This is a genomic window from Pseudomonas syringae group sp. J254-4, from assembly GCF_032586855.1.
In the GTDB taxonomy this organism is placed as follows: domain Bacteria; phylum Pseudomonadota; class Gammaproteobacteria; order Pseudomonadales; family Pseudomonadaceae; genus Aquipseudomonas; species Aquipseudomonas amygdali.
In genome coordinates this window covers 194619-214054 of sequence record NZ_JAWHOO010000001.1, presented here as the reverse complement: position 1 = coordinate 214054, position 19436 = coordinate 194619, and the positions used below count along the sequence as shown (strand labels likewise).

Genomic DNA, 19436 nt, shown 5'->3' with positions numbered 1-19436 from the left:
AACCCAAATGCCGATCACCACGCAGCAGCTACTGCAGATCCTCCCTAACGCCGGCCAGAAAGCCGGCGTTTTTGCACCTGTCCTGAATACGGCTATGAGCAAGTACCAGATCGTGACGCCGTTGCGCATCGCGGCATTCATCGCCCAAGTAGGTCATGAGTCCGGCCAGCTGCGTTACGTGCGCGAGCTGGGCGGTAGCGCCTACCTGTCGAAGTACGACACCGGCAAGCTGGCTGAGCGGCTTGGCAACACACCCGAGGCGGACGGCGATGGCCAGTTGTACCGTGGGCGGGGCCTTATCCAGGTGACGGGGCGTGCCAATTACGAGGAATGCGGCGAAGCGCTGGGCCTGGACCTGATCAACCATCCCGAATTGCTCGAGCTGCCGCAGCACGCCGCGATGTCGGCGGCGTGGTTCTGGCACCGGGCCGGGCTGAACACCCTGGCCGACAAGGGCGACTTCCTGACCATCACCAAGCGCATCAACGGCGGTACCAACGGACTGGCTGATCGGCAGGCTCTTTATGAGCGGGCGCTTGAGGTGCTGGCGTGAAGGCCTTGCCGTGGAAGGCATTCGGCCTGCTGCTGATCCTGCTGGCGCTGGGCGGTGCGTTGTACGGGGCATACCGGCACGGCGTGTCCGTCACCGATCTCGCTTGGCAGGCGAAGTGGGCTGAACAGAGCAAGGTCCAATCCGAAGCGGTGGCCACCACAACCACCGAGTACCGAACCGAAGAACAACGCCGCCAGAAAGCGGCCAACCAGGTGGCAAACGATGCAAGACAAGAACAGGCCGCTGCGCTTACTGATGCTGCTGTCGCTGACGCTGCTGGCGACCGGTTGCGCGTCGAAGCAGGAAAGCTGGCAGCCGCCACCAGTTGCGCCCCCGTCGATACCGGCGCTGCCCAACGAGGCAAAGCAGCCAACCGCGCCGCCATGGTGCTCTCCGAGCTGCTCAGCAGGTCTGACGCGCGAGCGGGAGAGCTCGCTAAATACGCTGACTCAGCCCGAATAGCCGGTCTTGCCTGTGAGCGCTCCTACAAATCCTTGATTACCTCTGAGTAACGGAACAATAAAATGGCGACTACCCAGCTGATTCAGAAATACATGGGCCAGACGATGCTGATCGTCAAGGCGAACGGCGGCAGCGTGACGGTCGAGAAAAAGGCGGGCGGTAGCTGGGTGGTGACTGACACCTTTACCGGCGACGGCGGCTACCTTCTGCAATTAGGTAACTCCGAGACCCGAATCACCCCGACTGCCGGTGCTTACTTTGAGGTGACGCGATGAGCCTCTTGGTCAATCCGGCCGCGCGCCGCCAGCCGATACGCCGTGGCCTGGGCCTGCTGGGCGATAGCTTCTCGGGCAACTGCCACACCATCGGCGCGACCGTGTACGGAACCGAGGCCTACGGCTACGCGGCGATGATCGCAGCGCGCACCGGGCTTTTCCCGAGCTACCTCGACAACCAAGGAAAAGTCGGCGACCACACCGGTCAGTTCCTGGCGCGGCTGCCGGCCTGCATCGCATCGTCCACTGCCGATCTGTGGATGCTGCTATCCCGCACCAACGACAGCACCACGGCAGGTATGAGCCTGGCGGACACGAAAGCCAACGTGATGAAGATCGTCACGGCGTTCCTGAGCACTCCGGGCAAGTACCTGATCGTCGGCACCGGAACTCCGCGATTCGGCAGCAAGGCGCTGACCGGTCAGGCTCTGGCCGATGCCATTGCGTACAAAGACTGGGTATTGAGCTATGTCAGCCAGTTTGTGCCGGTGGTGAACATCTGGGACGGCTTTACCGAGGCAATGACGGTGGAAGGCCTACACCCGAACATCTTGGGTGCCGACTTCATCAGTTCCAGGGCAGTGCCGATCATCACCGCCAACTTCGAATTCCCAGGCATCCCGCTGCCAACTGACGCTGGCGACATCTACTCGGCCATTCGCCCGTTCGGCTGCCTCAATGCCAACCCGCTGCTGGCGGGCACTGGCGGTACGCTCCCGGCTGGCGTGAATGCTGTGGCTGGGTCTGTTCTGGCGGACAGCTACAAGGCAGTGGGCTCTGGCCTGACCGGCATCACGACTCGCTGGTACAAGGAACCGGCCGCCTATGGCGAGGCGCAGTGCATTGAGCTGGCCGGGACTCTTGCGGCGGCGGGCGGCTACATTTATGTGCAGCCCACGGCCAACGTCACCACGACAAACTTGGCAGCCGGAGACGTCATCGAGATGGTTTCGGCCGTGGAGATTGCTGGCTCATCGCGCGGCATCCTTGGCTGGGAGGCTGAGCTGACTTTCACCAAGCCTGTCAGCGGCGCGTCCACCACCATTTACTATCGGTCGATGGACAAGTATCAGGAACCGTCCACTTTGCCCGCCAGCTTCGTTGGGCAGCTGGAAACCCAGCGCGGCACTGTCGATCTGACCGAGACGGTGATCACCTCGCGAATGGGTCTGTACCTGGCCGTCGGTGTGGCGCAGAACTCCACGGTGAAGGTCGCGCAGTTCGGCATACGCAAGGTGTAGATGGGCGGGGCAGGCGTTCCGCTACTCTGTCGGAACGCCTTGTGGGCGGCTGAGTGAATGCGGCAGTTTGTTCGGGCATTCCGGGTCTTCGATAAAGCCTCGGCCATCGCAGTGCGTGCAATCGTCACGTACCGCGAATCCGTCCAGGCAGTGAAGGCATCTGATAAATATCGAATAGCTATGACGCTCCCACAGCGAAACGTAGGCCTGGAAGTCGACTTGGTCGAGCGCTACCGCTGAGGCGTCGACGAGCGCTCGATATTGATCCTGATCGCTCAGGCGTTGATAGCTCACGCCGTTGATCTGCCTGGATTGCTCAACCAGCGTAAGCGTCTGGCCGGTTTCGGTATAGATGTAGCGACCCTCAAGCACGCCGTACTTCTTGTAATCCCTCATAATGAGTTCGTTTTTCTCGTCGAGAAAGGCGAAATGGGCGGCATCGTAGGGCGACTGGTCGGCCTCATGTAGCACGTATCGGGAGTTCAGCAGGCTGCCGACTACGACGCCGCCCTTGTTGTAGGCCAGATAGTCCGACGCCTGATGCCGCCATTCGTGGTTGCCTTCCTCGGTGAAGTGGCAGAAAGCTGCACTGGCCAGTTCGAAGAGCTCAAAGCGCTCCAATGGATCGACCAGCCCGCCAGCCTGCATGTCTTCGGCCATGCGTGCCAGGAATCGGTAAGTGAATGCAGGGTTCGTCCATTGCCTCCTATCATTGAGCCTTCTGTGCCATTCGGCCAAGGCTTCTGAAATATTGCTCTCGTTCATGGGGGTGATTCTCAATTGCTGTATGTGCATACAGTAGTTGAGTGATTCGGGTTTGGGGAGTGGTGTTCGTCGGCAGGACGCCGGGGAGAAGGAAAAAGCTGTGGGGAGTTTTTCGGGGCATCGTAAATTTCAGTTACGCACGGTGCGGCACCGTTTGCAGCGAGCAACCGCACAATAGCTTGTTTTTAAAAGGATTTCATACGTACTGCACGCATGGGGTGCTAGGGGTCGAGTGTTCGAATCACTCCGTCCCGACCATATTTTTCAGTGACTTAGCCCAATCTGAGAAGGTTGGGCTTTTTCATGCGCGTGACTTTTGCGTGACTCTTTTTTCATGCCTGCCTCCTCTTCAAAATCGCCAGAACCGGTCCGCGTGAGTCGGTGGCTGACACCATGTTCGCGGCTTCAATCAGATGCCTTGGTTCAGCGCCCGATTAAGGGCTGGTGATGCTGCCGTTCTTATGCCCAAGCAAGTGCCTTGCGATCTTCCTGCGTGACGCCCGCGACGACCGAAGGTGCCCCAAGTTGTGAATCCTGATGGACAGATAGCCTGGGAGAGCGGGGCGAAAGTTTTCCTCCGGCCAAAGTTTCGCCGCGCACCGTTGCCTTTTTCCAAGCAAAGTCGTTCATCCGGTGCATGCACGCTTTCATCTGGCAGCGTGAGCATTATGTCGATGCAGTCGCCTATCCGTATCTGATGGCGCTGGCTCATATCGAATTCATAAAGGTGGCGTGAGTTGATTAAGTGGTCTATTAACTTGATGAGGGTCTTAACGAGGAGCGCAATCTTGGTCGGTAGAATTTCTGATTCAGAACTCCATGAAATGCGGATTCGCAAGCTACAGAACGACATCTCTGATTCAGCGCGTCTCGGCATACCTGTGAAATTCATGCACCTGTCGGCTCTGACACCCACCAGCAGAGAACATCATGTTGAAAGGCATGGTGAGCTCTTCTCTGGGCAGGAGATGCTTGATTGGTGGGCAGAGGGGGATAACCGTGTGCGCTGTCGCTGTGCATGCACCCCAGTGCTTTTAGATAATCAGGGGAGGCCTATGACTCCAGACCTCATGGTTAAAGCCAAGATGGATCTTAAGGCTTTCAAAGCGTCCTGATCTCACGCTTCGTAGCCTTCAGCGTAATAGGCGAGGGTGGGGAGTCAGAAACCTTCGTCGTACTTTTTTCTGCATTTAGTTAATTTTAATGGCGTCTTTTGGCTTGCTTTGGCATGGCACCGCTCAGCGCTGTTAAAGCGGTTTATATCGTGGCACCTGTAGCGAGTCATACGTTATTTGTGCTTGCCGCGTTCGCTGCTCTTGCTACCACCACATCCAGATTATTTGCATCATCAAACCCCGGACTGCTCGGGAAGTGATTTTGGCTGATTTCCCGGCGGATTGGCTGTTCGGGCTTCAGACCCAAGGTATGCCCGAGCAGGCGGAGTTAAGCGTCGGTGGCCTGAACGTCCCCCATAGTGTTTCTCCTGAGTGCGTCTACCTCCGTGCCCGGTACTGGAAAATGTGCTTGGGATGAGGTATTACGGCGGACGTTATTTTCGAAAGGATGCAGTTATGCGTTATCTAATGGGATGCTTGATGCTCTCCGTGTCATCAGTTTCCATGGCTACCGAAGCCCAAATGAAACAATGGGAAAAAATGGATCGCTGCTCAAATGCCGCTTACATCACAGTGAACGTTCTGGAGAGTAGCGCGGATGGCATGCAGCAGGAGATCGCCCTACAGGGAAGCATCAAGGGGCTGAAAACGAATACAAAGCTGGGCGCGGCGACTCCGACAGAAAACGAGCTGCGGGGCTCCTATAATTTCTTGCTTAGAGTCTCAGCCGGAATGCCTCGACCTTATGCCAAGCGTGAGCATGATTGGTTGGTCGCACAGGCTGCTTCAGCGTGCTCGTTATGGGTTCCTGATTAAAAAGCGTAAAGAGTGTAGTTTTTTTGGCGAATGGGTTGGGTTTGAGCGATAGAGATCACCGGTATAGGGTCGCAAGGAGCTAAAAATGCTTGAAGTCATTGAGGATGTGATTGGCATCAACGAGGCTGGCTTGGTCTGCCATCCCTATAAATTTCAGAGAGGCCCGAAGAAAGGTCTGTTTAGCTTCACACTCAAATCCGACAACAAGTCATTTGAAGGTATTGATGAAAAAACGCTTAGATCGCTTATCGAAGATGGTCACTTTAATGAGACGGGACGGATATTTATGGTACCAGCGGGCTGTATAAGCGTTCGTCATCATGCAGCACTGAACGTGCGTCGTTACAAAGGCGATTTGATCCCATTAGTGGTGAAATGATTTCATCCTATGGGGCCTCATCAGGATTGTTAGGAGGCGTCTAACGCCGCAGTCGTATATGTGCTCTTTCCCTTGTCCGCTGAATGGCCAGCTTGATGCCCGGTCTTACTCGGCGCGGCAATTCCTCTTACCACCTCGAAATTTCAAGTGACTGAGGTTCGTCGGTTACTGCAGCATTCCAGGCTGACCATTGTTCAGGTCGCAGTGGCCTGCGGATTCGTCTCTCCGAGCCATTTCAGCAAGTGCTATACCGCTTATTTTGGACATGGTCCTTCCAGAGAGACACGACTGGAATTTTGAAGGGCGGGGTCGCGGCAATGTCTGTGCGATGACTGAACTGCTGCGCAATGGCCCTATGAGAGTAACCCGGAGTCACCTGAGGCCGAGGCGTGGGCTCATCCCGTCGTCCCCCTGAAAACAATTTGACATATGTTATTTGTGATCACATATTAGCCCCATAAGAACGCCAATATGAGTCACTCCCCATGACAGACCGTCCGATCCTCCTGCCCGCCATGCGCCAGGTTTCCCGCGATACCCTCCAGGACCAGGTTTACCGACAGATCCGTGAAGCGCTGATGAGCGGGCGCTTTCAGCCGGGTCAGAAGCTGACGATCCGTGGTCTTGCCGAGGCGCTGGGCTCCAGCCCGATGCCGGTGCGCGAAGCATTGAATCGTCTCAGTGCAGAGAACGCCTTCGAAGTCACCGAAACCGCTCGTCTTCGCGTGCCCATGATGACCCCGGAGCGGCTGCGTGAAATTCGTGATGCCAGGGTCGCGCTGGAAGGTCTGCTGGCCGAGAAGGCGGTCATTCTGATCAATGACGCCGACCTTGCAGACATCAGCCAGCTCTGCGAGCAGATGCAGAAGGCTGCAGACAGCGTTGATGTGGCCCTATACCTGTGGACCAACTTTGCCTTTCACCGGCGCATTTATGCGGTCGCCAAGGCTGAGTTGATCGTTGCGGCAGTGGAGAATTTCTGGCTGCACATAGGCCCGTGTTTCGCACTTGTCGCGCCTGACAGGGCGCACCTTCAGCGTTCGATGGAGGCACACAACCGTATCGTCGAGGCGCTGGCGGCGCGTGATGGGGCGGCCGCTCGTGCAGCGGTCACTGACGACATCATGCAGGCGGCTGATTCTCTGACGCGCCTGATCGCAAAGAGCGACCGCTCCAGGTCGCGGGTCTCGGGAGTGAAAAAAGCATGAGTGTTCTCAATCGGCTGGTTCCCTACACAGGGCTGCGCGTGCTGATTTCCGGTGGTGCCGCCGGGATCGGTGAGGTGTTGGCGGCGGCTTACATGGAAGCCGGGGCAAAGGTGCATGTGTGTGATGTCAGCGAGGCGGCCATTGCGGCATTCCTTGATCGCCATCCAGGCAGCGTTGCCACGCGCGCAGACGTTGCTGATCCGGTGCAGATCGAAGCGGTGTTCAGGGTGCAGCGCGAACAGTTCGGCGGTCTTGATGTGCTGATCAACAACGCCGGGATCGCCGGCCCTACGGCAGGCATTGATGCCATTAGCGAAGAGGAGTGGCAGCGCACCATCGACATCAATCTCACCGGGCAATACCGCTTTGCTCATCACGCTGTGCCGCTGCTCAAGGCGTCGCCCAACGCTCATCTGATCCATATCGCGTCTGTCGCCGGTCGTCTGGGCTACGCCTGGCGTACACCGTACGCGGCGACCAAATGGGCGATTGTCGGCCTGATGAAGTCGCTGGCGTCCGAATTGGGTGAGAGCGATATCCGCGTCAATGCCTTGCTGCCCGGCATCGTCGAAGGCCCGCGTATGGACGGTGTGATTCGTGCGCGTGCGCAACAGATGAATGTGCCTGAGGAGGAGATGCGCGAGGAGTACCTGAAAAAGATTTCGCTCAAGCGCATGGTCACCGCTGAGGACGTTGCCGCGATGGCGCTTTTCTTGTGCTCGCCCGCCGCACGCAATGTCACGGGCCAGGCCATCAGTGTGGATGGCAACGTCGAATACCTCTGAGTATCAGGCTCGATAGGACCGGACAGCGTCCGAGTCGTGTTCCACACCAGACTTTCTCGCCAAGAACAAGAACGGAGAATGCTCATGCCCAAGAAACGTCCGATCATTATTACCTGTGCCGTCACGGGGGCCATTCATACGCCCTCGATGTCGCCTCATTTGCCGATCACGCCGCAGGAAATCGCCGATGCAGCCGTCGGTGCCGCCGAGGCGGGGGCCTCTATCGTCCACTTGCATGCCCGCGACCCGGTTGACGGGCGGCCCAGTCAGGATGTCGATCTGTTTCGGCAATTTCTGCCGCACATCAAGGCCAGGAGCGATGTGGTGATCAATATCACCACCGGCGGTGCGCCGACCATGGGCGTTGAAGAGCGCTTGCAACCTGTGGCGCAACTCAAGCCGGAACTCGCCTCGTTGAACATGGGATCAATGAACTTCGGGCTGTACGAAATGCTCGATCGCTACAGCGAATTCAAGCACGACTGGGAACGGCCGTACCTGGCCGAGAGTGATGACCGGATCTTCCGTAACACCTTCCGCGACATCGCGCACATCCTCAATACCTGTGCCGAGAACCGTACGCGCTTTGAAATCGAATGCTATGACATCGGCCATCTGTATACCGCCGCGCATTTTCTGCAGCGCGGGCTGCTCAAGGCACCGATTTTCATTCAGTCGGTATTCGGTTTGCGTGGTGGTATCGGCGGGCACCCCGAGGACCTGGCGCACATGCGTCGCACGGCCGACCGTCTGTTTGGTGACGCTTACCAATGGTCGATTCTGGGGGCCGGTCGCAATCAGTTTCCGCTGGGCACCATGGGCCTGTCGATGGGCAGTCATGTGCGGGTCGGCCTTGAAGATTCGCTGTGGGATGGACCGGGCAAACTGGCGGCGTCCAACGCCGATCAGGTCAAGCGTATCCGCACAGTTATAGAAGCGCTGGGCGGGCAGGTGGCAACGCCTGATGAAGCCCGTGAAATGCTTGATCTGAAGGGGCAGGACAAGGTTAATTTCTAGTCTCGCAAAACGTGTCATCTCAATAACAACAAGACAGAGGTGAAAAATGCGTATCGAAATCGTTGTCGACGTGAAGACCACGCTGGGCGAAGGCCCGGTCTGGGATGTCGAGCAACAGCGTCTGTACTGGATCGACAGTTTCGACGGTCGTGTTCTGCGCTGTACGGATGACGGGCGCGAGTTGCGAGCCTGGGATGTCGGCCAGAAAATCGGTTCCATGGCCCTGCGCAGGAATGGCGACGCGGCGCTCGTCGCGTTGCAGAGCGGCATCTACAACCTTGATTTGCCGACCGGTGATCTCGAGCTGATAGTCGACCCCGAACCGGGGCTGCCGAACAATCGACTCAATGATGGCAAGGTCGATCGGCAGGGCCGGTTCATCGTGGGCTCGATGGACACGCAGGAGGATCAGGCCAGCGCGAAGCTGTATCGCCTCGACCCGGACCTGAGCCTGCACACGCTGGATGAAGGCATCATCGTGTCCAACGGACCGTGCTGGAGCCCGGGCGGTGAAACCTTTTATTTCGCCGACACCTGGTCCGGGGATATCTGGGCCTATGACTACGACAACACCAGCGGCGCGGTCGCCAACAGACGAACCTTTGCCAAGGTCGACACCTCAGCAGGAGGCGCGGCGGATGGCTGCACCGTCGATGCCGAAGGTTGCCTGTGGCAAGTGCTGGTCTACGCCGGAAAACTGGTGCGCTACACCCCGGACGGGCAGGTGGATCGCATCATCGACATGCCCGTGAAGAAAGTGACGAGCCTGACCTTCGGCGGACCGAACCTGGACACGCTGTATGTCACCTCCATGGCCAGGCCGCCGTTGCCACGCTTTCCGGAAGATTGTCAGCAACGCGGTGCCTTGTTTGCGATCACCGGGCTGGGCGTGCAAGGCATCGCTGAACGGCGCTTTGCCAGTTAACCCGTCAACAGACTGAACCTGAACGTTAAGGACGACTGACCCTTTCTCGCTTGGGCGTGCCTGGCACGCCTGGAGAGTTCCCATGCCAAATAACAAGAATGCATCGCTGGGCAAGATTCACCGGTTTTCGTGGGTGTCGTTGTTGGTCTGCTGGATGATCTGGATTCTGAATGCCTATGACCGCGAGATTGTATTGCGCCTGGGGCCGACGATTTCCAAACATTTCGAATTGTCTGCGGACCAGTGGGGTACGGTGGCCACCGTCGTCATGCTGGCTCTGGCCGTTCTCGATATTCCAGGCTCCATCTGGAGTGATCGTTATGGCGGCGGCTGGAAGCGGGCACGCTTTCAGGTGCCATTGGTACTGGGCTACACCGCATTGTCCTTTCTCTCAGGCTTCAAGGCGTTGAGTGGCAGCCTTGCGAGTTTCATCGCCTTGCGGGTGGGTGTGAACCTGGGGGCTGGCTGGGGCGAACCGGTCGGGGTCAGTAACACGGCTGAATGGTGGCCGGTGGAGCGCCGCGGTTTTGCTCTGGGCGCACACCACACCGGTTACCCCATCGGCGCGATGCTCAGTGGCATTGTCGCCAGTTTCGTGATCAGCACCTTTGGTGAGGAAAACTGGCGTTATGTATTCTTCTTCGCCTTCGTGGTGGCTCTGCCGCTGATGATCTTCTGGGCGCGCTACTCGACGGCCGAGCGCATCACCAAACTGTATGTGGACATTGCCGCCAAAGGCATGACCCCGCCGGACAGCACGCCGTCGACCAACGTCAAAGGCCAGGTCTGGAAGTCAGTGAAGGCCACGCTGAGTAACCGCAACATCGCGCTGACAGCTGGCAACACCATGCTCACGCAGGTGGTGTACATGGGGGTGAATATTGTCCTGCCAGCCTATCTGTACAACATCCTCAACCTGTCGCTGGCCGAATCGGCAGGAATGAGCGTCGTGTTCACGCTGACGGGTATCCTCGGGCAACTGATCTGGCCTTCGTTGTCGGACATCATTGGTCGGCGCATAACCCTGATCATTTGCGGCCTATGGATGGCGGTCAGTGTTGGTGCCTTTTACTTCGCCAACACCATCCTGATCGTCATCGCCGTGCAACTGCTTTTCGGCCTGGTCGCCAATGCCGTCTGGCCCATCTACTACGCGGTTGCGTCCGACTCTGCACAACCCTCTGCAACGTCGACCGCCAACGGCATCATCACCACGGCGATGTTCATCGGCGGCGGTATTGCACCGGTACTCATGGGCACACTGATTTCCATGGGCGGCGGCTGGACCAGCCTCAGTGGCTATACAGTGTGCTTCTTCGTGATGGCGGGCTGCGCGCTGGGCGGGGCGTTTCTACAACTGTTTTCTCATCGGCCGGAAGTGTTGGCGGTGCAGCGCGAAGTGTGAGGCTGGCGCCGACTTTTCATACAGAACCCAAGACGCAGGCCAGGGAAAAAAATGTTTAAAGGTCTGCCTATTACTGCTCCGCAGGATGTGTGTAGGGCTAACATGTGTAGCCCTACAATAATATGCAGGAGAAGGGGGGATTTTGGCTCAACCCGCCAACCCCCGCGCAGTCACCAAATCCGTAATCAACACATCCAGATACCCCCCCAACAACGCTCCTCTGATCGCCTGCACCTTCCTCACCCCCCCAGCCAACCCCAGCACGCGATTGATCGACCGCAGCTTCGGCAAGCCCATCGACACCACAAACTCTTCATCCTCTTCCAGCACCGGTTTGCCCTGGGCATCAAAATACCGCAGGCAAATATCACCCACCGCACCCCGTTCAGCGAGCACGCGTAGCATGTCTTCGGTGTAGTAGTTGCCGCTGTTGCGCAGCAGTTGTGAGGGTTCGAGTTCGCCAATACCCACGATGGCGAGGGTGATGCTGTCGAAGCGCTGGAGGACTTCTTTGACTTCTTCCATTTCGACGATGCGCTGTTTGCTTTCTACTGATTGCTCGATGCTCTGCGACGGCAGCAGGAACGCGGGGCAGTTGAGGAGGGTGGCCAGGCGCTGGGTAAGCAGGGTGGCTTCAAAGGCACCTTTGTTGCCGACGCCACCGAGCAGTTGCACGACTTCCTGGGCACTTTGTTTGCCCGGTTGGGGGTGCATGTGGCTGACCATCGCGCGGATAGTGCTGCTCCAGGAGGAGATACCGATGTGGTCCTGAGCGCTAAGGCTGGTTTCCAGGTAATGCGCGGCGGCCGAGCCGATTGCTTGTTTGATGCTTTCTTCGTTGTCTGGTTCGGTGGCTTCGACGACGATTACCTGACGTATGCCGTACAGGGACTGCAAGCGGCTTTCCAGCTCCAGATGCAGGCCTTGCGGCCGCATGACGGTGATTTTCACCACGCCTTCCTGCAACGCACGGCGCAGGGCGCGGCTGATGAAGGATTGGGACAGGTCGAGGCGGGTGGAAATCTCGGACTGTTTGAGTCCTTCTTCATAATAGAGGCTGGCGATCTTGCTCATCAGCCGTTGTTCTTCGATCTGGCTCATGCAGGCCCCAAAAAATGATAGCGATATCCAAAGTGGCGGCGAGGATACCAAACTGGCAGCGGGTCGTGCCTACCTGACCGGTCAGGACATGATCAGCCCGCCGTCGATATTGATTGCCTGACCGGTCAGGTAGGCGGCGTCATCCGAGGCCAGGAATGCGACCAGCCCGGCGACGTCCGAGGGTTTTCCGGCGCGACGCATGGGGATGTTGCGGACCCACTCGGCCATCAGTTCGCCCTTGGCATAGCGTTTTTCTTCGGTGCCGAGGATTTCACCCCAGACGCGGTCGTTGTAGTCCCACATTTCGCTTTCGATGATGCCTGGGCAGAAGGCGTTCACCGTGATGTTGTGCCGTGCCAGTTCCAGCGCCAGGCTTTGGGTGATGCCGATCACGCCCATTTTGCTCGCGGCGTAATGTGGAGTGTAGATGAAGCCCTGACGGCCCTGGCCTGAGGATGTGTTGATCAGCCTCCCGCTGCCTTGTCTGACCATGTAGCGGGCGGCTTCCCGGCAGCCGAGCCAGACGCCGGTGGTGTTGACCTGCAGGACCTTGTCGAAGTCTGCGCGGGGCATGCTTTCGCAATGGTCGATGGTGATGATGCCGGCGTTTTGCACCGACACATCAATGCTGCCGAAGCGCTCGTTGGCGATCTGGTAGAGGCGCTGTATGTCGGCCTCATCGGTAACGTCGATGCCCAGTGCCAGGCTGTTGACCGAGTATTCGCTGGCCAGTTGCTCAGAGGTGAACGTCACCCGTTCGAGGTCGTTGGAGGCCAGCACCAGATTGGCACCTTCCTGAGCGAAGCGCTCGGCGATGCCTGCACCGATGCCTCGGCAAGCGCCGGTGATGACCACGGTTTTTCCGCTGAAACGTTGATACATATGCGTGCTCCAGTAGTTGAAAGGACTGGCTCACCAGCAGACAAATCCGCCGTCCACCAGCAGATCGACGCCGGTACAGAACGATGAGGCCTGACTGACCAAAAAGACCGCCGGGCCGACCATCTCGTCCACGCTGGCCATACGTCCCATGGGCGTGGTCTGTTCGAATATCTTCACTTGCTCGGCCACTTCCGGCCGTGAATTCATGGGCGTGGCGGTGTAGCCGGGGCTGATGCAGTTGACCCGTAAACCCTTGTCTGCCCATTCCATTGCCAGGCTTTTGCTGAGGTGAATGACGCCCGCTTTCGAGGCGTTGTAGTGGGCTTGCAGCAACCCACGATTGACGATACTGCCGGACATCGAGGCGATATTGACGATGGCGCCTTTTCCGCGTGGCAGCATGACCGCCGCCTGGGCCTGGCAACTGAGAAAGATGCCGGTGAGGTTGATGTCGAGCATGGTTTGCCAGCGTTGCAGTTCCAGGTCTTCGGCGGCCTGCGCGTTGGCGATCCCGGCACAGTTGACGGCCACGCTGAGCGCGCCCAGTTCAGTTTCGGTACGCGCGATGGCTGTATCCAGCGTCGCGCGGTCGGTGACAGTACCTTGCAGGGCAAGCGCGCGTCGGCCCAGTGCGTTGATGCGTTCTACGGTGTCGCCGATGCCCGCGCTGCCTGGCAAGTCAAAGCACGCCACGTCAGCGCCGGCCTCGGCAAGGCCGACTGCAATGGCCTGGCCAATGCCGCTGCCGGCTCCGGTCACAAAGGCCACCTGGCCATCCAGACGAAAAAGTTGCATGTCGTTCTCCACGTAATCAGTGTGTTGACTCTCAGGCGGTGGCCATTTCCATGACTGACACCGGTGTCGCTTCGCCACGTTCAAGGATGCCCATCTGCCGGCCACGGCTCATGACCATGACCCGGTGTGACAAACCCAGCACTTCGTCGAGGTCGGAACTGACCACGATCACGGCCATGCCGGTTGCCGCCAGCTCGGCGATCACCTCGTAGATCGCCGCCCGCGCACCGACGTCGATGCCTCGGGTCGGCTCGTCGAGAATGAACACCTTGGGGTTACGGGCCAGCCATTTGGCGATGATGACTTTCTGCTGATTGCCGCCGGACAGGCTGTCGATTCGCTGCTCGGGCGCGCCTTTTACGCCGAGGCGCGAAATGGCGTTTCGGGCAAACGCGTGCAGGCTTTTGGGCGATACCCAGTTGCCGCTGTGCAACAGATCGGTGTTGCCATAGACCAGGTTGTCTTCGATACGGTGCTCGACCACCACGCCTTGTTGCTTGCGGTCTTCAGGCACCAGCACCACGCCCGCCTGAATTGCTTGCGAGGGGGAGTGCAGTTGAACGGTTTCGCCATCCAGTTGCATGTGGCCCTGAATATCCCTGGCTGCGCCTGCAATCACCCGAATCAGTTCGGTTCTGCCTGCACCAACCACTCCAGCGATGCCGAACACTTCACCGGCGCGTACGCTGAAGTCGATGCCATGCAAGGCGAACTCGCGGCAGGCGAGGTCCTTGACCTGCAGCATCACCTTGTCCTGCGGCGCTTGCAGGACGGGGAAGATACGTTCCAGGCTGCGCCCGACCATTTGCTCGACCAGTTCGCGCACCGGCACCTGTGCGGTGGCGTGGAGCGCAATCTGGCGGCCATCGCGCAGTACCAGAATACGGTCGGCGATTCGCGCGATTTCTTCCAGGCGATGGCTGATATAGATGAACGACACGCCTTCAGCCTTGAGGCGCTCGACCTGCTGAAACAGCAGCTCGGTTTCTTCACCGCCAAGAGCGGCGGTGGGCTCGTCGAGAATCAGCAGGCGTGCGTTAAGGGTCAGGGCTTTGGCGATCTCGACCAGTTGCTGTGCCGCGACGCTTAAACCCTCGACCTTGCGCGAAGCGGATACATCAAGACCGAGGCGTTCCAACTGCTTCTGTGCCTGCGCTTGCATGTAGTCCCGGTCGACCTTGCCGTGGCGCATGGGCAGCCGCCCGACAAAGATGTTTTCGGCAATCGACAACTGCGCCAGCAGGCGAATCTCCTGATGAATCAGGCCGATGCCAGCGCCCAGCGCCGCCCCTGGAGAGGCTGGCGCGTAATCCTCGCCGAGCCAGCTCATGGAGCCTCCCGCTTCAGGCTGCACGAGGCCCGCGATAATCGACGACAAGGTCGATTTGCCTGCGCCGTTTTCACCGAGCAGGGCGAGCACTTCACCTGGCCGCACGTCGACATTGATCTGCGAAAGCACCTGCACCGGGCCGTAGGTCTTGCCAATGTTACGCAGGCACAGCACTGCCGCAGGTGTGACCTCAGAGTTATAGAACGTCGGGTTATCCAGAGCAACTTGCATGGCGGACTCCGTGGCTCAAGGGTGCTGTTGCAGGAAAGGCGCGACGTTGTCTTTGGTGGTCAGCACGGTTTCCAGCAGCTGTTCCTTGGGCACGGCTTTGCCAGCCTTGAGGTCAAGTGCGGAGGCAACGGCCATGCGCCCCATCTTTTGTGTCTGCTGGGTCATGGTTGCTTGCAGCACGCCGCTTGCCACCGCTTTGAGGCCTGCCACGTCGCCGTCAAAACCGACTATGACCACCGGTTGCCCGAGGTTGGCGACTTTTACCGCCTGGGCAGCACCGAGGGCCATCGCGTCAGCGCGACCGAAAAAGACGCTGATGTTCGGGTCACGCTGCAACAGGTCCTGAGCGACTGCAAAGCCCTTGTCCTGCGCCCATTCGGCAGGCTGCTCGGCAACGACCTTGAGTCCGGGAAAGCCTTTCAAGCCTTCCTGGAAACCTTTCGCCCGATCGTTTTCCGGGGTTGTGCCCAACTGCCCTTGAAGGATGGCGATGCGGCCTTTGCCGCCAGTCACCTTGCCTACGTATTCGGCAAGCGTGCGCGCACCGGCCACGCTGTCGCTGGCAATAAACGTGTCGCCGGGCGCGTCAGGCGCATTGCGGTCCACAGCGATTACCGGAATCCCGGCAGCCTTGGCGGCCTTGACTGGCACGCCCGCGGCAGTGGCACCTGCGGGAATGTAGATCAACGCATCAATCTGGCGGGTGATCAGGTCCTCGATCTGGCTGACCTGAGTCGATGAATTGCCCTGCGCATCGACGGTAATGATCTTCACCCCGCGGGCTTTGCCTTCGGCTTCGACCGACTGTTTGATCTGGTTGAAGAAGTCAGCCTGCAGATTGGCTACGGCCAGGCCGATGGTCAGCTCTTTGGCCCAGGTCGAGCCTGCTGTGGTGAGGGTGGCGGCGGCCAGAGCCGTGGCGAGCAGCAGTTTTTTGGTCATGAACATGGCGGTGACTCCTGATTTTATTGTTGGGGATGTCAACATCGGTCAAGCACAAAACGACAACGCTTAGTGAGCACTGTTGGAGCGGCGACGCAAGGTATCGATGGTCACGGCAAGGGCGATGACCACGCCGATGACGACCTGTTGAATGAAGGGCGAAACGCCAAGCAGGTTGAGGCCGTTGCGCAGCACGCCGATGATCAGTACACCGACCAGCGTGCCACCGACGCTGCCGACACCGCCGCTGAGGCTGGCACCGCCGATGACCACTGCGGCGATGGCGTCCAGTTCCAGCGTCAGCCCGGCGCTGGGTTGCGAGGAGTCGAGGCGGGCGGCCATCGTCACCGCGGCGATACCGGCAAGCGCGCCGCTGATGGCGTACACCCATAAAGTGATGGCTCGCACCTTGATCCCTGAAAGCCTTGCCACTTCAGGGCTGCCGCCAATGGCGTACAGGTTGCGCCCACCGGCCCGAAAGCGCAGGAACACCCAGGCCACGCCCAGCATGACCAAAAACAACCCGACTGTGGCCGACAGAAAGCCGAAATGGCGCACGGTGGCCAGGCTGGTGAACCACTCCGGATAACCGACTATCTGCCGACCTTCGGTAAGAATGTTTGCCAGGCCTCGGGCGACCGACATCATGGTCAGTGTGGCGATAAAGGCGGGCAGTCTGGCGTAGGTAATCAGCAATCCGGAAACCAGCCCGGCGAGCATGCCGGTCGCTATGGCTACGGGGATCGCCAAGCCCAGCGCCAGGCCTTGGTCCTGATACAGCCAGCCCAGCATCATCATCGAAAACGCCAGCACCGAACCGACAGACAGGTCGATGCCGCCGATGACGATCACCGCCGTCATGCCGATGGCGAGAATGCCCAGCACTGTCACCTGGTCAAGGATGTTCAGACCGTTGCGCAGGGTGAAGAAGAATTCGGAGCTGAAGGAAAAGACCACCAGCAGCAGGGCCAGGCCAATCAATGGCCCACCGATGTTGTCAGGCAGCAGCTTGAGCAACCACGCACGACCTGACGGTTTTGCGGCAGCCTGATGAGCAGGGGCTTTGGCGTCCATAGGGGTCTCCGGATTTATTGTTGTTGGAGTTCGTTCTGGCTGCCTGAATATATATGCATGCCTGACTGTTAATTCAGATTCCGTCCCCGGCTGAGCAAAGTCAAGCGGTTTAATTTTCTTCATTCTTTGCGAATACACCTCAAATGTCCCTGTGAGCCTCAAGGTAGAGCCTCGCGCAGCTGCTTCAAATGTCGTCGGCAAAAAATGTATCCGACGTTTTTTGATTTTTCAGGTGCGCGCCTGCTTGACCTGTTGGGCGATCGGCGTCTAAATATAAATATATTTTCAGTACTGAATAAATATTCAAGCGTTTTTCAGAACAACAAATGAATCGCCGCGTGGCCAGCCCTACAGGAGCCGCTCCATGAATGCCTTCCGCTACGATGCCCAGCAGATCAAAGAACAGGCACGCCTGATCAGGCGTAATGTCATCACCCTGAATGCCGGATCGCCTGCGGGAGGGCATACGGGGGCCGACCTTTCGGAAACCGACATTCTTGCGACCCTGTATTTCCGTATTCTCGACATCAGCCCCGAGCGCATAGAAGACCCGGCGCGCGATATCTACATCCAGAGCAAAGGCCATGGCGTCGGTGGTCTGTATTGCTGTCTGGCCCAGGCCGGTTATATCCCCGAAGCGTGGCTGCCCGAGTATCAGCATTTCAATTCGCGTCTGCCGGGCCACCCGGTGCGGCAGAAAACGCCGGGCATCGAGCTCAATACCGGTGCGTTGGGCCACGGTCTGCCGGTTGCGGTAGGCCTGGCGCTGGCGGCGAAGATGTCCGGAAGCACCAAACGAATCTACGTGCTGACCGGCGACGGCGAACTGGCGGAAGGCTCGAACTGGGAGGCGGCAATGGCAGCCGCCAAGTACGGCCTGGACAACCTGTTTGTGATCGTCGACAAGAACAAACTACAACTGGCTGGCCTCACGGCAGAGATCATGCCGCTGGACCCGCTGGATGAGAAATGGGCGGCGTTTGGCTTCACGGTCAGCGAGTGTGATGGCAACGATGTCGGGCAGCTGGTGACGGCGCTGGAGCAGATGCAACTGCGCAAAGGCGCGCCTCAGGTGCTGATCGCCCATACCATCAAAGGCAAGGGCGTGTCGTTTATCGAAGGGCGGTCCGAATGGCACCACCGGGTGCCGAAAGGTGATGAAGTCAGCGCAGCACTGGAGGAGTTGAATCATGTCGAGTGAGCATTTTGCCAGCGTGATGGTGGACGCGTTTATCGCGGCCGTCGACGAAGGTCTGGACCTGGTGCCAGTGGTCAGCGACTCGACGTCCACCGCCAAGATCGCCCCCTTCATGCAGCGTTTTCCGGAGCGGGTAATCAATGTCGGCATCGCTGAGCAGTCGCTGGTCAGTGTGGCGGCGGGCCTGGCGCTGGGGGGCAAGATCGCTGCCACCTGCAACGCTGCGCCGTTCCTGATTTCCAGGGCCTGCGAGCAGGTCAAGGTTGATGTCTGCTACAACCAGGCCAATGTGAAAATGTTCGGGCTCAATGCGGGCACCAGCTATGGGCCGCTGGCGAGTACCCACCATTGCCTGGACGACATCTCGGTCATGCGCGGCTTTGGCAACGTACAGATTTTCGCGCCGTCCGACCCGCTGGAGTGCCGGCAGATCATTTATTACGCCCTGCGTTATCACGGCCCGGTGTACGTCCGCCTCGATGGCAAGCCGCTGCGTGAACTGCATGACCCCAGCTACCGCTTCGTACCCGGAAAAGTCGATATTCTGCGCCGTGGTTCAGACCTGACCATCGTCGCGCTGGGTTCGGTGGTGCATGAAGCGGTAGACGCTGCGGCGCGGTTGGCGGAGCAGGGGCTCGACGCGCAGGTCATCAACCTTTCTTCGATTCGTCCACTGCAACGTGATGCGCTGCTCAACGCCTTGAGCGGCAGTCGCGGGGTGATTACTGTCGAAGAACATAACATCAACGGCGGGCTCGGCAGCCTTGTGGCCGAATTGCTCGCCGAGAACGCGCTGGGCATCACCCTGATTCGCTTGGGCATTGGTGACGGTGAGTACGCAGCAGCCGGTGCCCGTGAGCCGACGCGTGCCTTGCATGGCATTGATGCGGACGGCATTGTCGCGGCCGCTGCACGTTTGCGTTAGAGGCATTTCTGC

The 19436-nt window shown here is 58.9% G+C and carries 21 protein-coding genes and 2 pseudogenes; 15 read left to right on the top strand and 8 right to left on the bottom strand.

Annotated elements, in window-relative coordinates:
* The first annotated feature begins 7 nt into the window (after window positions 1–7).
* Genes RYB09_RS00960 through RYB09_RS00945 form a run of 4 tightly spaced genes read left to right on the top strand, consistent with a single transcriptional unit; the run spans window position 8 to window position 2531 of the window.
* Window positions 8–553, top strand: coding sequence for a glycoside hydrolase family 19 protein (locus RYB09_RS00960; RefSeq protein WP_316887146.1), 546 nt, complete (start codon window positions 8–10; stop codon window positions 551–553).
* The gene (locus RYB09_RS00955) at window positions 550–1065 is read left to right on the top strand and encodes a DUF2514 domain-containing protein (RefSeq protein ID WP_316887145.1); all 516 of its coding nucleotides are present in this window, start codon (window positions 550–552) and stop codon (window positions 1063–1065) included. Before RYB09_RS00960 ends, RYB09_RS00955 begins: the two co-directional genes overlap by 4 nt.
* Window positions 1066–1077: 12 nt before the next feature.
* A complete protein-coding gene (locus RYB09_RS00950; protein WP_316887144.1) occupies window positions 1078–1290 on the top strand; it encodes a hypothetical protein in 213 nt (70 codons plus the stop codon).
* A complete protein-coding gene (locus RYB09_RS00945; RefSeq protein WP_316887143.1) occupies window positions 1287–2531 on the top strand; it encodes an SGNH/GDSL hydrolase family protein in 1245 nt (414 codons plus the stop codon). Before RYB09_RS00950 ends, RYB09_RS00945 begins: the two co-directional genes overlap by 4 nt.
* A gap of 21 nt (window positions 2532–2552) precedes the next feature.
* Here the strand turns inward: RYB09_RS00945 and RYB09_RS00940 are convergent, their stop codons facing one another.
* Window positions 2553–3191 (bottom strand): hypothetical protein, encoded by a 639-nt coding sequence (locus RYB09_RS00940; RefSeq protein ID WP_316887465.1) that lies wholly within the window; start codon window positions 3189–3191, stop codon window positions 2553–2555.
* Between the two features lie 437 nt (window positions 3192–3628).
* Window positions 3629–3935, bottom strand: a pseudogene (locus RYB09_RS00935) (site-specific integrase); the annotation flags it as partial.
* Window positions 3936–4120: 185 nt separating this feature from the next.
* On the opposite strand from RYB09_RS00935, the gene RYB09_RS00930 reads away from it, so the two are divergent.
* The 9 genes and pseudogenes from RYB09_RS00930 (at window position 4121) to RYB09_RS00890 (ending at window position 10946) form a co-directional block, all read left to right on the top strand.
* Window positions 4121–4411 carry a hypothetical protein gene (locus tag RYB09_RS00930; protein WP_122281731.1) on the top strand — a complete coding sequence of 97 codons (291 nt, stop codon included), beginning with the start codon at window positions 4121–4123 and terminating at the stop codon, window positions 4409–4411.
* Window positions 4412–4867: 456 nt separating this feature from the next.
* The gene (locus RYB09_RS00925) at window positions 4868–5227 is read left to right on the top strand and encodes a hypothetical protein (RefSeq protein WP_227449413.1); all 360 of its coding nucleotides are present in this window, start codon (window positions 4868–4870) and stop codon (window positions 5225–5227) included.
* An 85-nt stretch (window positions 5228–5312) separates the two neighbouring features.
* The gene (locus tag RYB09_RS00920; RefSeq protein WP_058400210.1) at window positions 5313–5606 is read left to right on the top strand and encodes a hypothetical protein; all 294 of its coding nucleotides are present in this window, start codon (window positions 5313–5315) and stop codon (window positions 5604–5606) included.
* Window positions 5607–5756: 150 nt separating this feature from the next.
* Window positions 5757–5906 (top strand): annotated as a pseudogene (locus tag RYB09_RS00915) (helix-turn-helix domain-containing protein); the annotation flags it as partial.
* A 185-nt stretch (window positions 5907–6091) separates the two neighbouring features.
* Window positions 6092–6814, top strand: coding sequence for a GntR family transcriptional regulator (locus RYB09_RS00910; RefSeq protein ID WP_019741340.1), 723 nt, complete (start codon window positions 6092–6094; stop codon window positions 6812–6814).
* The gene (locus RYB09_RS00905) at window positions 6811–7599 is read left to right on the top strand and encodes an SDR family oxidoreductase (protein WP_003432996.1); all 789 of its coding nucleotides are present in this window, start codon (window positions 6811–6813) and stop codon (window positions 7597–7599) included. Before RYB09_RS00910 ends, RYB09_RS00905 begins: the two co-directional genes overlap by 4 nt.
* A gap of 84 nt (window positions 7600–7683) precedes the next feature.
* The gene (locus tag RYB09_RS00900; RefSeq protein WP_316887142.1) at window positions 7684–8616 is read left to right on the top strand and encodes a 3-keto-5-aminohexanoate cleavage protein; all 933 of its coding nucleotides are present in this window, start codon (window positions 7684–7686) and stop codon (window positions 8614–8616) included.
* Between the two features lie 46 nt (window positions 8617–8662).
* Window positions 8663–9541, top strand: a complete 879-nt coding sequence (locus tag RYB09_RS00895; protein WP_316887141.1) for an SMP-30/gluconolactonase/LRE family protein — start codon at window positions 8663–8665, stop codon at window positions 9539–9541.
* 82 nt (window positions 9542–9623) lie between these two features.
* A complete protein-coding gene (locus RYB09_RS00890; RefSeq protein ID WP_316887140.1) occupies window positions 9624–10946 on the top strand; it encodes an MFS transporter in 1323 nt (440 codons plus the stop codon).
* A gap of 147 nt (window positions 10947–11093) precedes the next feature.
* On the opposite strand, the gene RYB09_RS00885 is transcribed toward RYB09_RS00890, so the two are convergent.
* The 6 genes from RYB09_RS00885 to RYB09_RS00860 all read right to left on the bottom strand — a co-directional run bounded on the left by RYB09_RS00885 (window position 11094) and on the right by RYB09_RS00860 (window position 17301).
* On the bottom strand, window positions 11094–12047 hold the full coding sequence (locus RYB09_RS00885) for a sugar-binding transcriptional regulator (protein WP_316884588.1): 954 nt from the start codon (window positions 12045–12047) through the stop codon (window positions 11094–11096).
* Window positions 12048–12128: 81 nt separating this feature from the next.
* Window positions 12129–12929, bottom strand: a complete 801-nt coding sequence (locus RYB09_RS00880) for an SDR family oxidoreductase (RefSeq protein WP_058400214.1) — start codon at window positions 12927–12929, stop codon at window positions 12129–12131.
* A 30-nt stretch (window positions 12930–12959) separates the two neighbouring features.
* Window positions 12960–13724, bottom strand: a complete 765-nt coding sequence (locus RYB09_RS00875) for an SDR family oxidoreductase (RefSeq protein WP_058400215.1) — start codon at window positions 13722–13724, stop codon at window positions 12960–12962.
* 31 nt (window positions 13725–13755) lie between these two features.
* Entirely contained in the window at window positions 13756–15285 is a 1530-nt protein-coding gene (locus RYB09_RS00870; RefSeq protein WP_316887139.1) for a sugar ABC transporter ATP-binding protein, read from the bottom strand.
* Window positions 15286–15300: 15 nt separating this feature from the next.
* Window positions 15301–16233: a sugar ABC transporter substrate-binding protein gene (locus RYB09_RS00865; protein WP_005779773.1), complete on the bottom strand. Its 933-nt coding sequence runs from the start codon at window positions 16231–16233 to the stop codon at window positions 15301–15303.
* A 63-nt stretch (window positions 16234–16296) separates the two neighbouring features.
* On the bottom strand, window positions 16297–17301 hold the full coding sequence (locus RYB09_RS00860) for an ABC transporter permease (RefSeq protein WP_054070966.1): 1005 nt from the start codon (window positions 17299–17301) through the stop codon (window positions 16297–16299).
* A 364-nt stretch (window positions 17302–17665) separates the two neighbouring features.
* Between RYB09_RS00860 and RYB09_RS00855 the strand changes: the two genes are divergently transcribed.
* Together RYB09_RS00855 and RYB09_RS00850 are read left to right on the top strand one after the other, a co-directional pair.
* A complete protein-coding gene (locus tag RYB09_RS00855; RefSeq protein WP_005753658.1) occupies window positions 17666–18502 on the top strand; it encodes a transketolase in 837 nt (278 codons plus the stop codon).
* Window positions 18492–19424 carry a transketolase family protein gene (locus tag RYB09_RS00850; RefSeq protein WP_058400216.1) on the top strand — a complete coding sequence of 311 codons (933 nt, stop codon included), beginning with the start codon at window positions 18492–18494 and terminating at the stop codon, window positions 19422–19424. The genes RYB09_RS00855 and RYB09_RS00850 overlap by 11 nt, the downstream gene beginning before the upstream one ends.
* The last annotated feature ends 12 nt before the right edge of the window (window positions 19425–19436 follow it).

Bases quoted from the DNA above. Each gene is read 5' to 3' on its own strand.
- RYB09_RS00875 (WP_058400215.1), bottom strand. From the start codon at position 13,724: ATGCAACTTTTTCGTCTGGATGGCCAGGTGGCCTTTGTGACCGGAGCC.
- RYB09_RS00905 (WP_003432996.1), top strand. From the start codon at position 6,811: ATGAGTGTTCTCAATCGGCTGGTTCCCTACACAGGGCTGCGCGTGCTG.
- RYB09_RS00885 (WP_316884588.1), bottom strand. From the start codon at position 12,047: ATGAGCCAGATCGAAGAACAACGGCTGATGAGCAAGATCGCCAGCCTC.
- RYB09_RS00920 (WP_058400210.1), top strand. From the start codon at position 5,313: ATGCTTGAAGTCATTGAGGATGTGATTGGCATCAACGAGGCTGGCTTG.
- RYB09_RS00865 (WP_005779773.1), bottom strand. From the start codon at position 16,233: ATGTTCATGACCAAAAAACTGCTGCTCGCCACGGCTCTGGCCGCCGCC.
- RYB09_RS00960 (WP_316887146.1), top strand. From the start codon at position 8: ATGCCGATCACCACGCAGCAGCTACTGCAGATCCTCCCTAACGCCGGC.
- RYB09_RS00930 (WP_122281731.1), top strand. From the start codon at position 4,121: ATGCGGATTCGCAAGCTACAGAACGACATCTCTGATTCAGCGCGTCTC.
- RYB09_RS00860 (WP_054070966.1), bottom strand. From the start codon at position 17,301: ATGGACGCCAAAGCCCCTGCTCATCAGGCTGCCGCAAAACCGTCAGGT.
- RYB09_RS00850 (WP_058400216.1), top strand. From the start codon at position 18,492: ATGTCGAGTGAGCATTTTGCCAGCGTGATGGTGGACGCGTTTATCGCG.
- RYB09_RS00925 (WP_227449413.1), top strand. From the start codon at position 4,868: ATGCGTTATCTAATGGGATGCTTGATGCTCTCCGTGTCATCAGTTTCC.
- RYB09_RS00910 (WP_019741340.1), top strand. From the start codon at position 6,092: ATGACAGACCGTCCGATCCTCCTGCCCGCCATGCGCCAGGTTTCCCGC.
- RYB09_RS00895 (WP_316887141.1), top strand. From the start codon at position 8,663: ATGCGTATCGAAATCGTTGTCGACGTGAAGACCACGCTGGGCGAAGGC.
- RYB09_RS00940 (WP_316887465.1), bottom strand. From the start codon at position 3,191: ATGGCCGAAGACATGCAGGCTGGCGGGCTGGTCGATCCATTGGAGCGC.
- RYB09_RS00870 (WP_316887139.1), bottom strand. From the start codon at position 15,285: ATGCAAGTTGCTCTGGATAACCCGACGTTCTATAACTCTGAGGTCACA.
- RYB09_RS00890 (WP_316887140.1), top strand. From the start codon at position 9,624: ATGCCAAATAACAAGAATGCATCGCTGGGCAAGATTCACCGGTTTTCG.
- RYB09_RS00900 (WP_316887142.1), top strand. From the start codon at position 7,684: ATGCCCAAGAAACGTCCGATCATTATTACCTGTGCCGTCACGGGGGCC.
- RYB09_RS00855 (WP_005753658.1), top strand. From the start codon at position 17,666: ATGAATGCCTTCCGCTACGATGCCCAGCAGATCAAAGAACAGGCACGC.
- RYB09_RS00950 (WP_316887144.1), top strand. From the start codon at position 1,078: ATGGCGACTACCCAGCTGATTCAGAAATACATGGGCCAGACGATGCTG.
- RYB09_RS00880 (WP_058400214.1), bottom strand. From the start codon at position 12,929: ATGTATCAACGTTTCAGCGGAAAAACCGTGGTCATCACCGGCGCTTGC.
- RYB09_RS00945 (WP_316887143.1), top strand. From the start codon at position 1,287: ATGAGCCTCTTGGTCAATCCGGCCGCGCGCCGCCAGCCGATACGCCGT.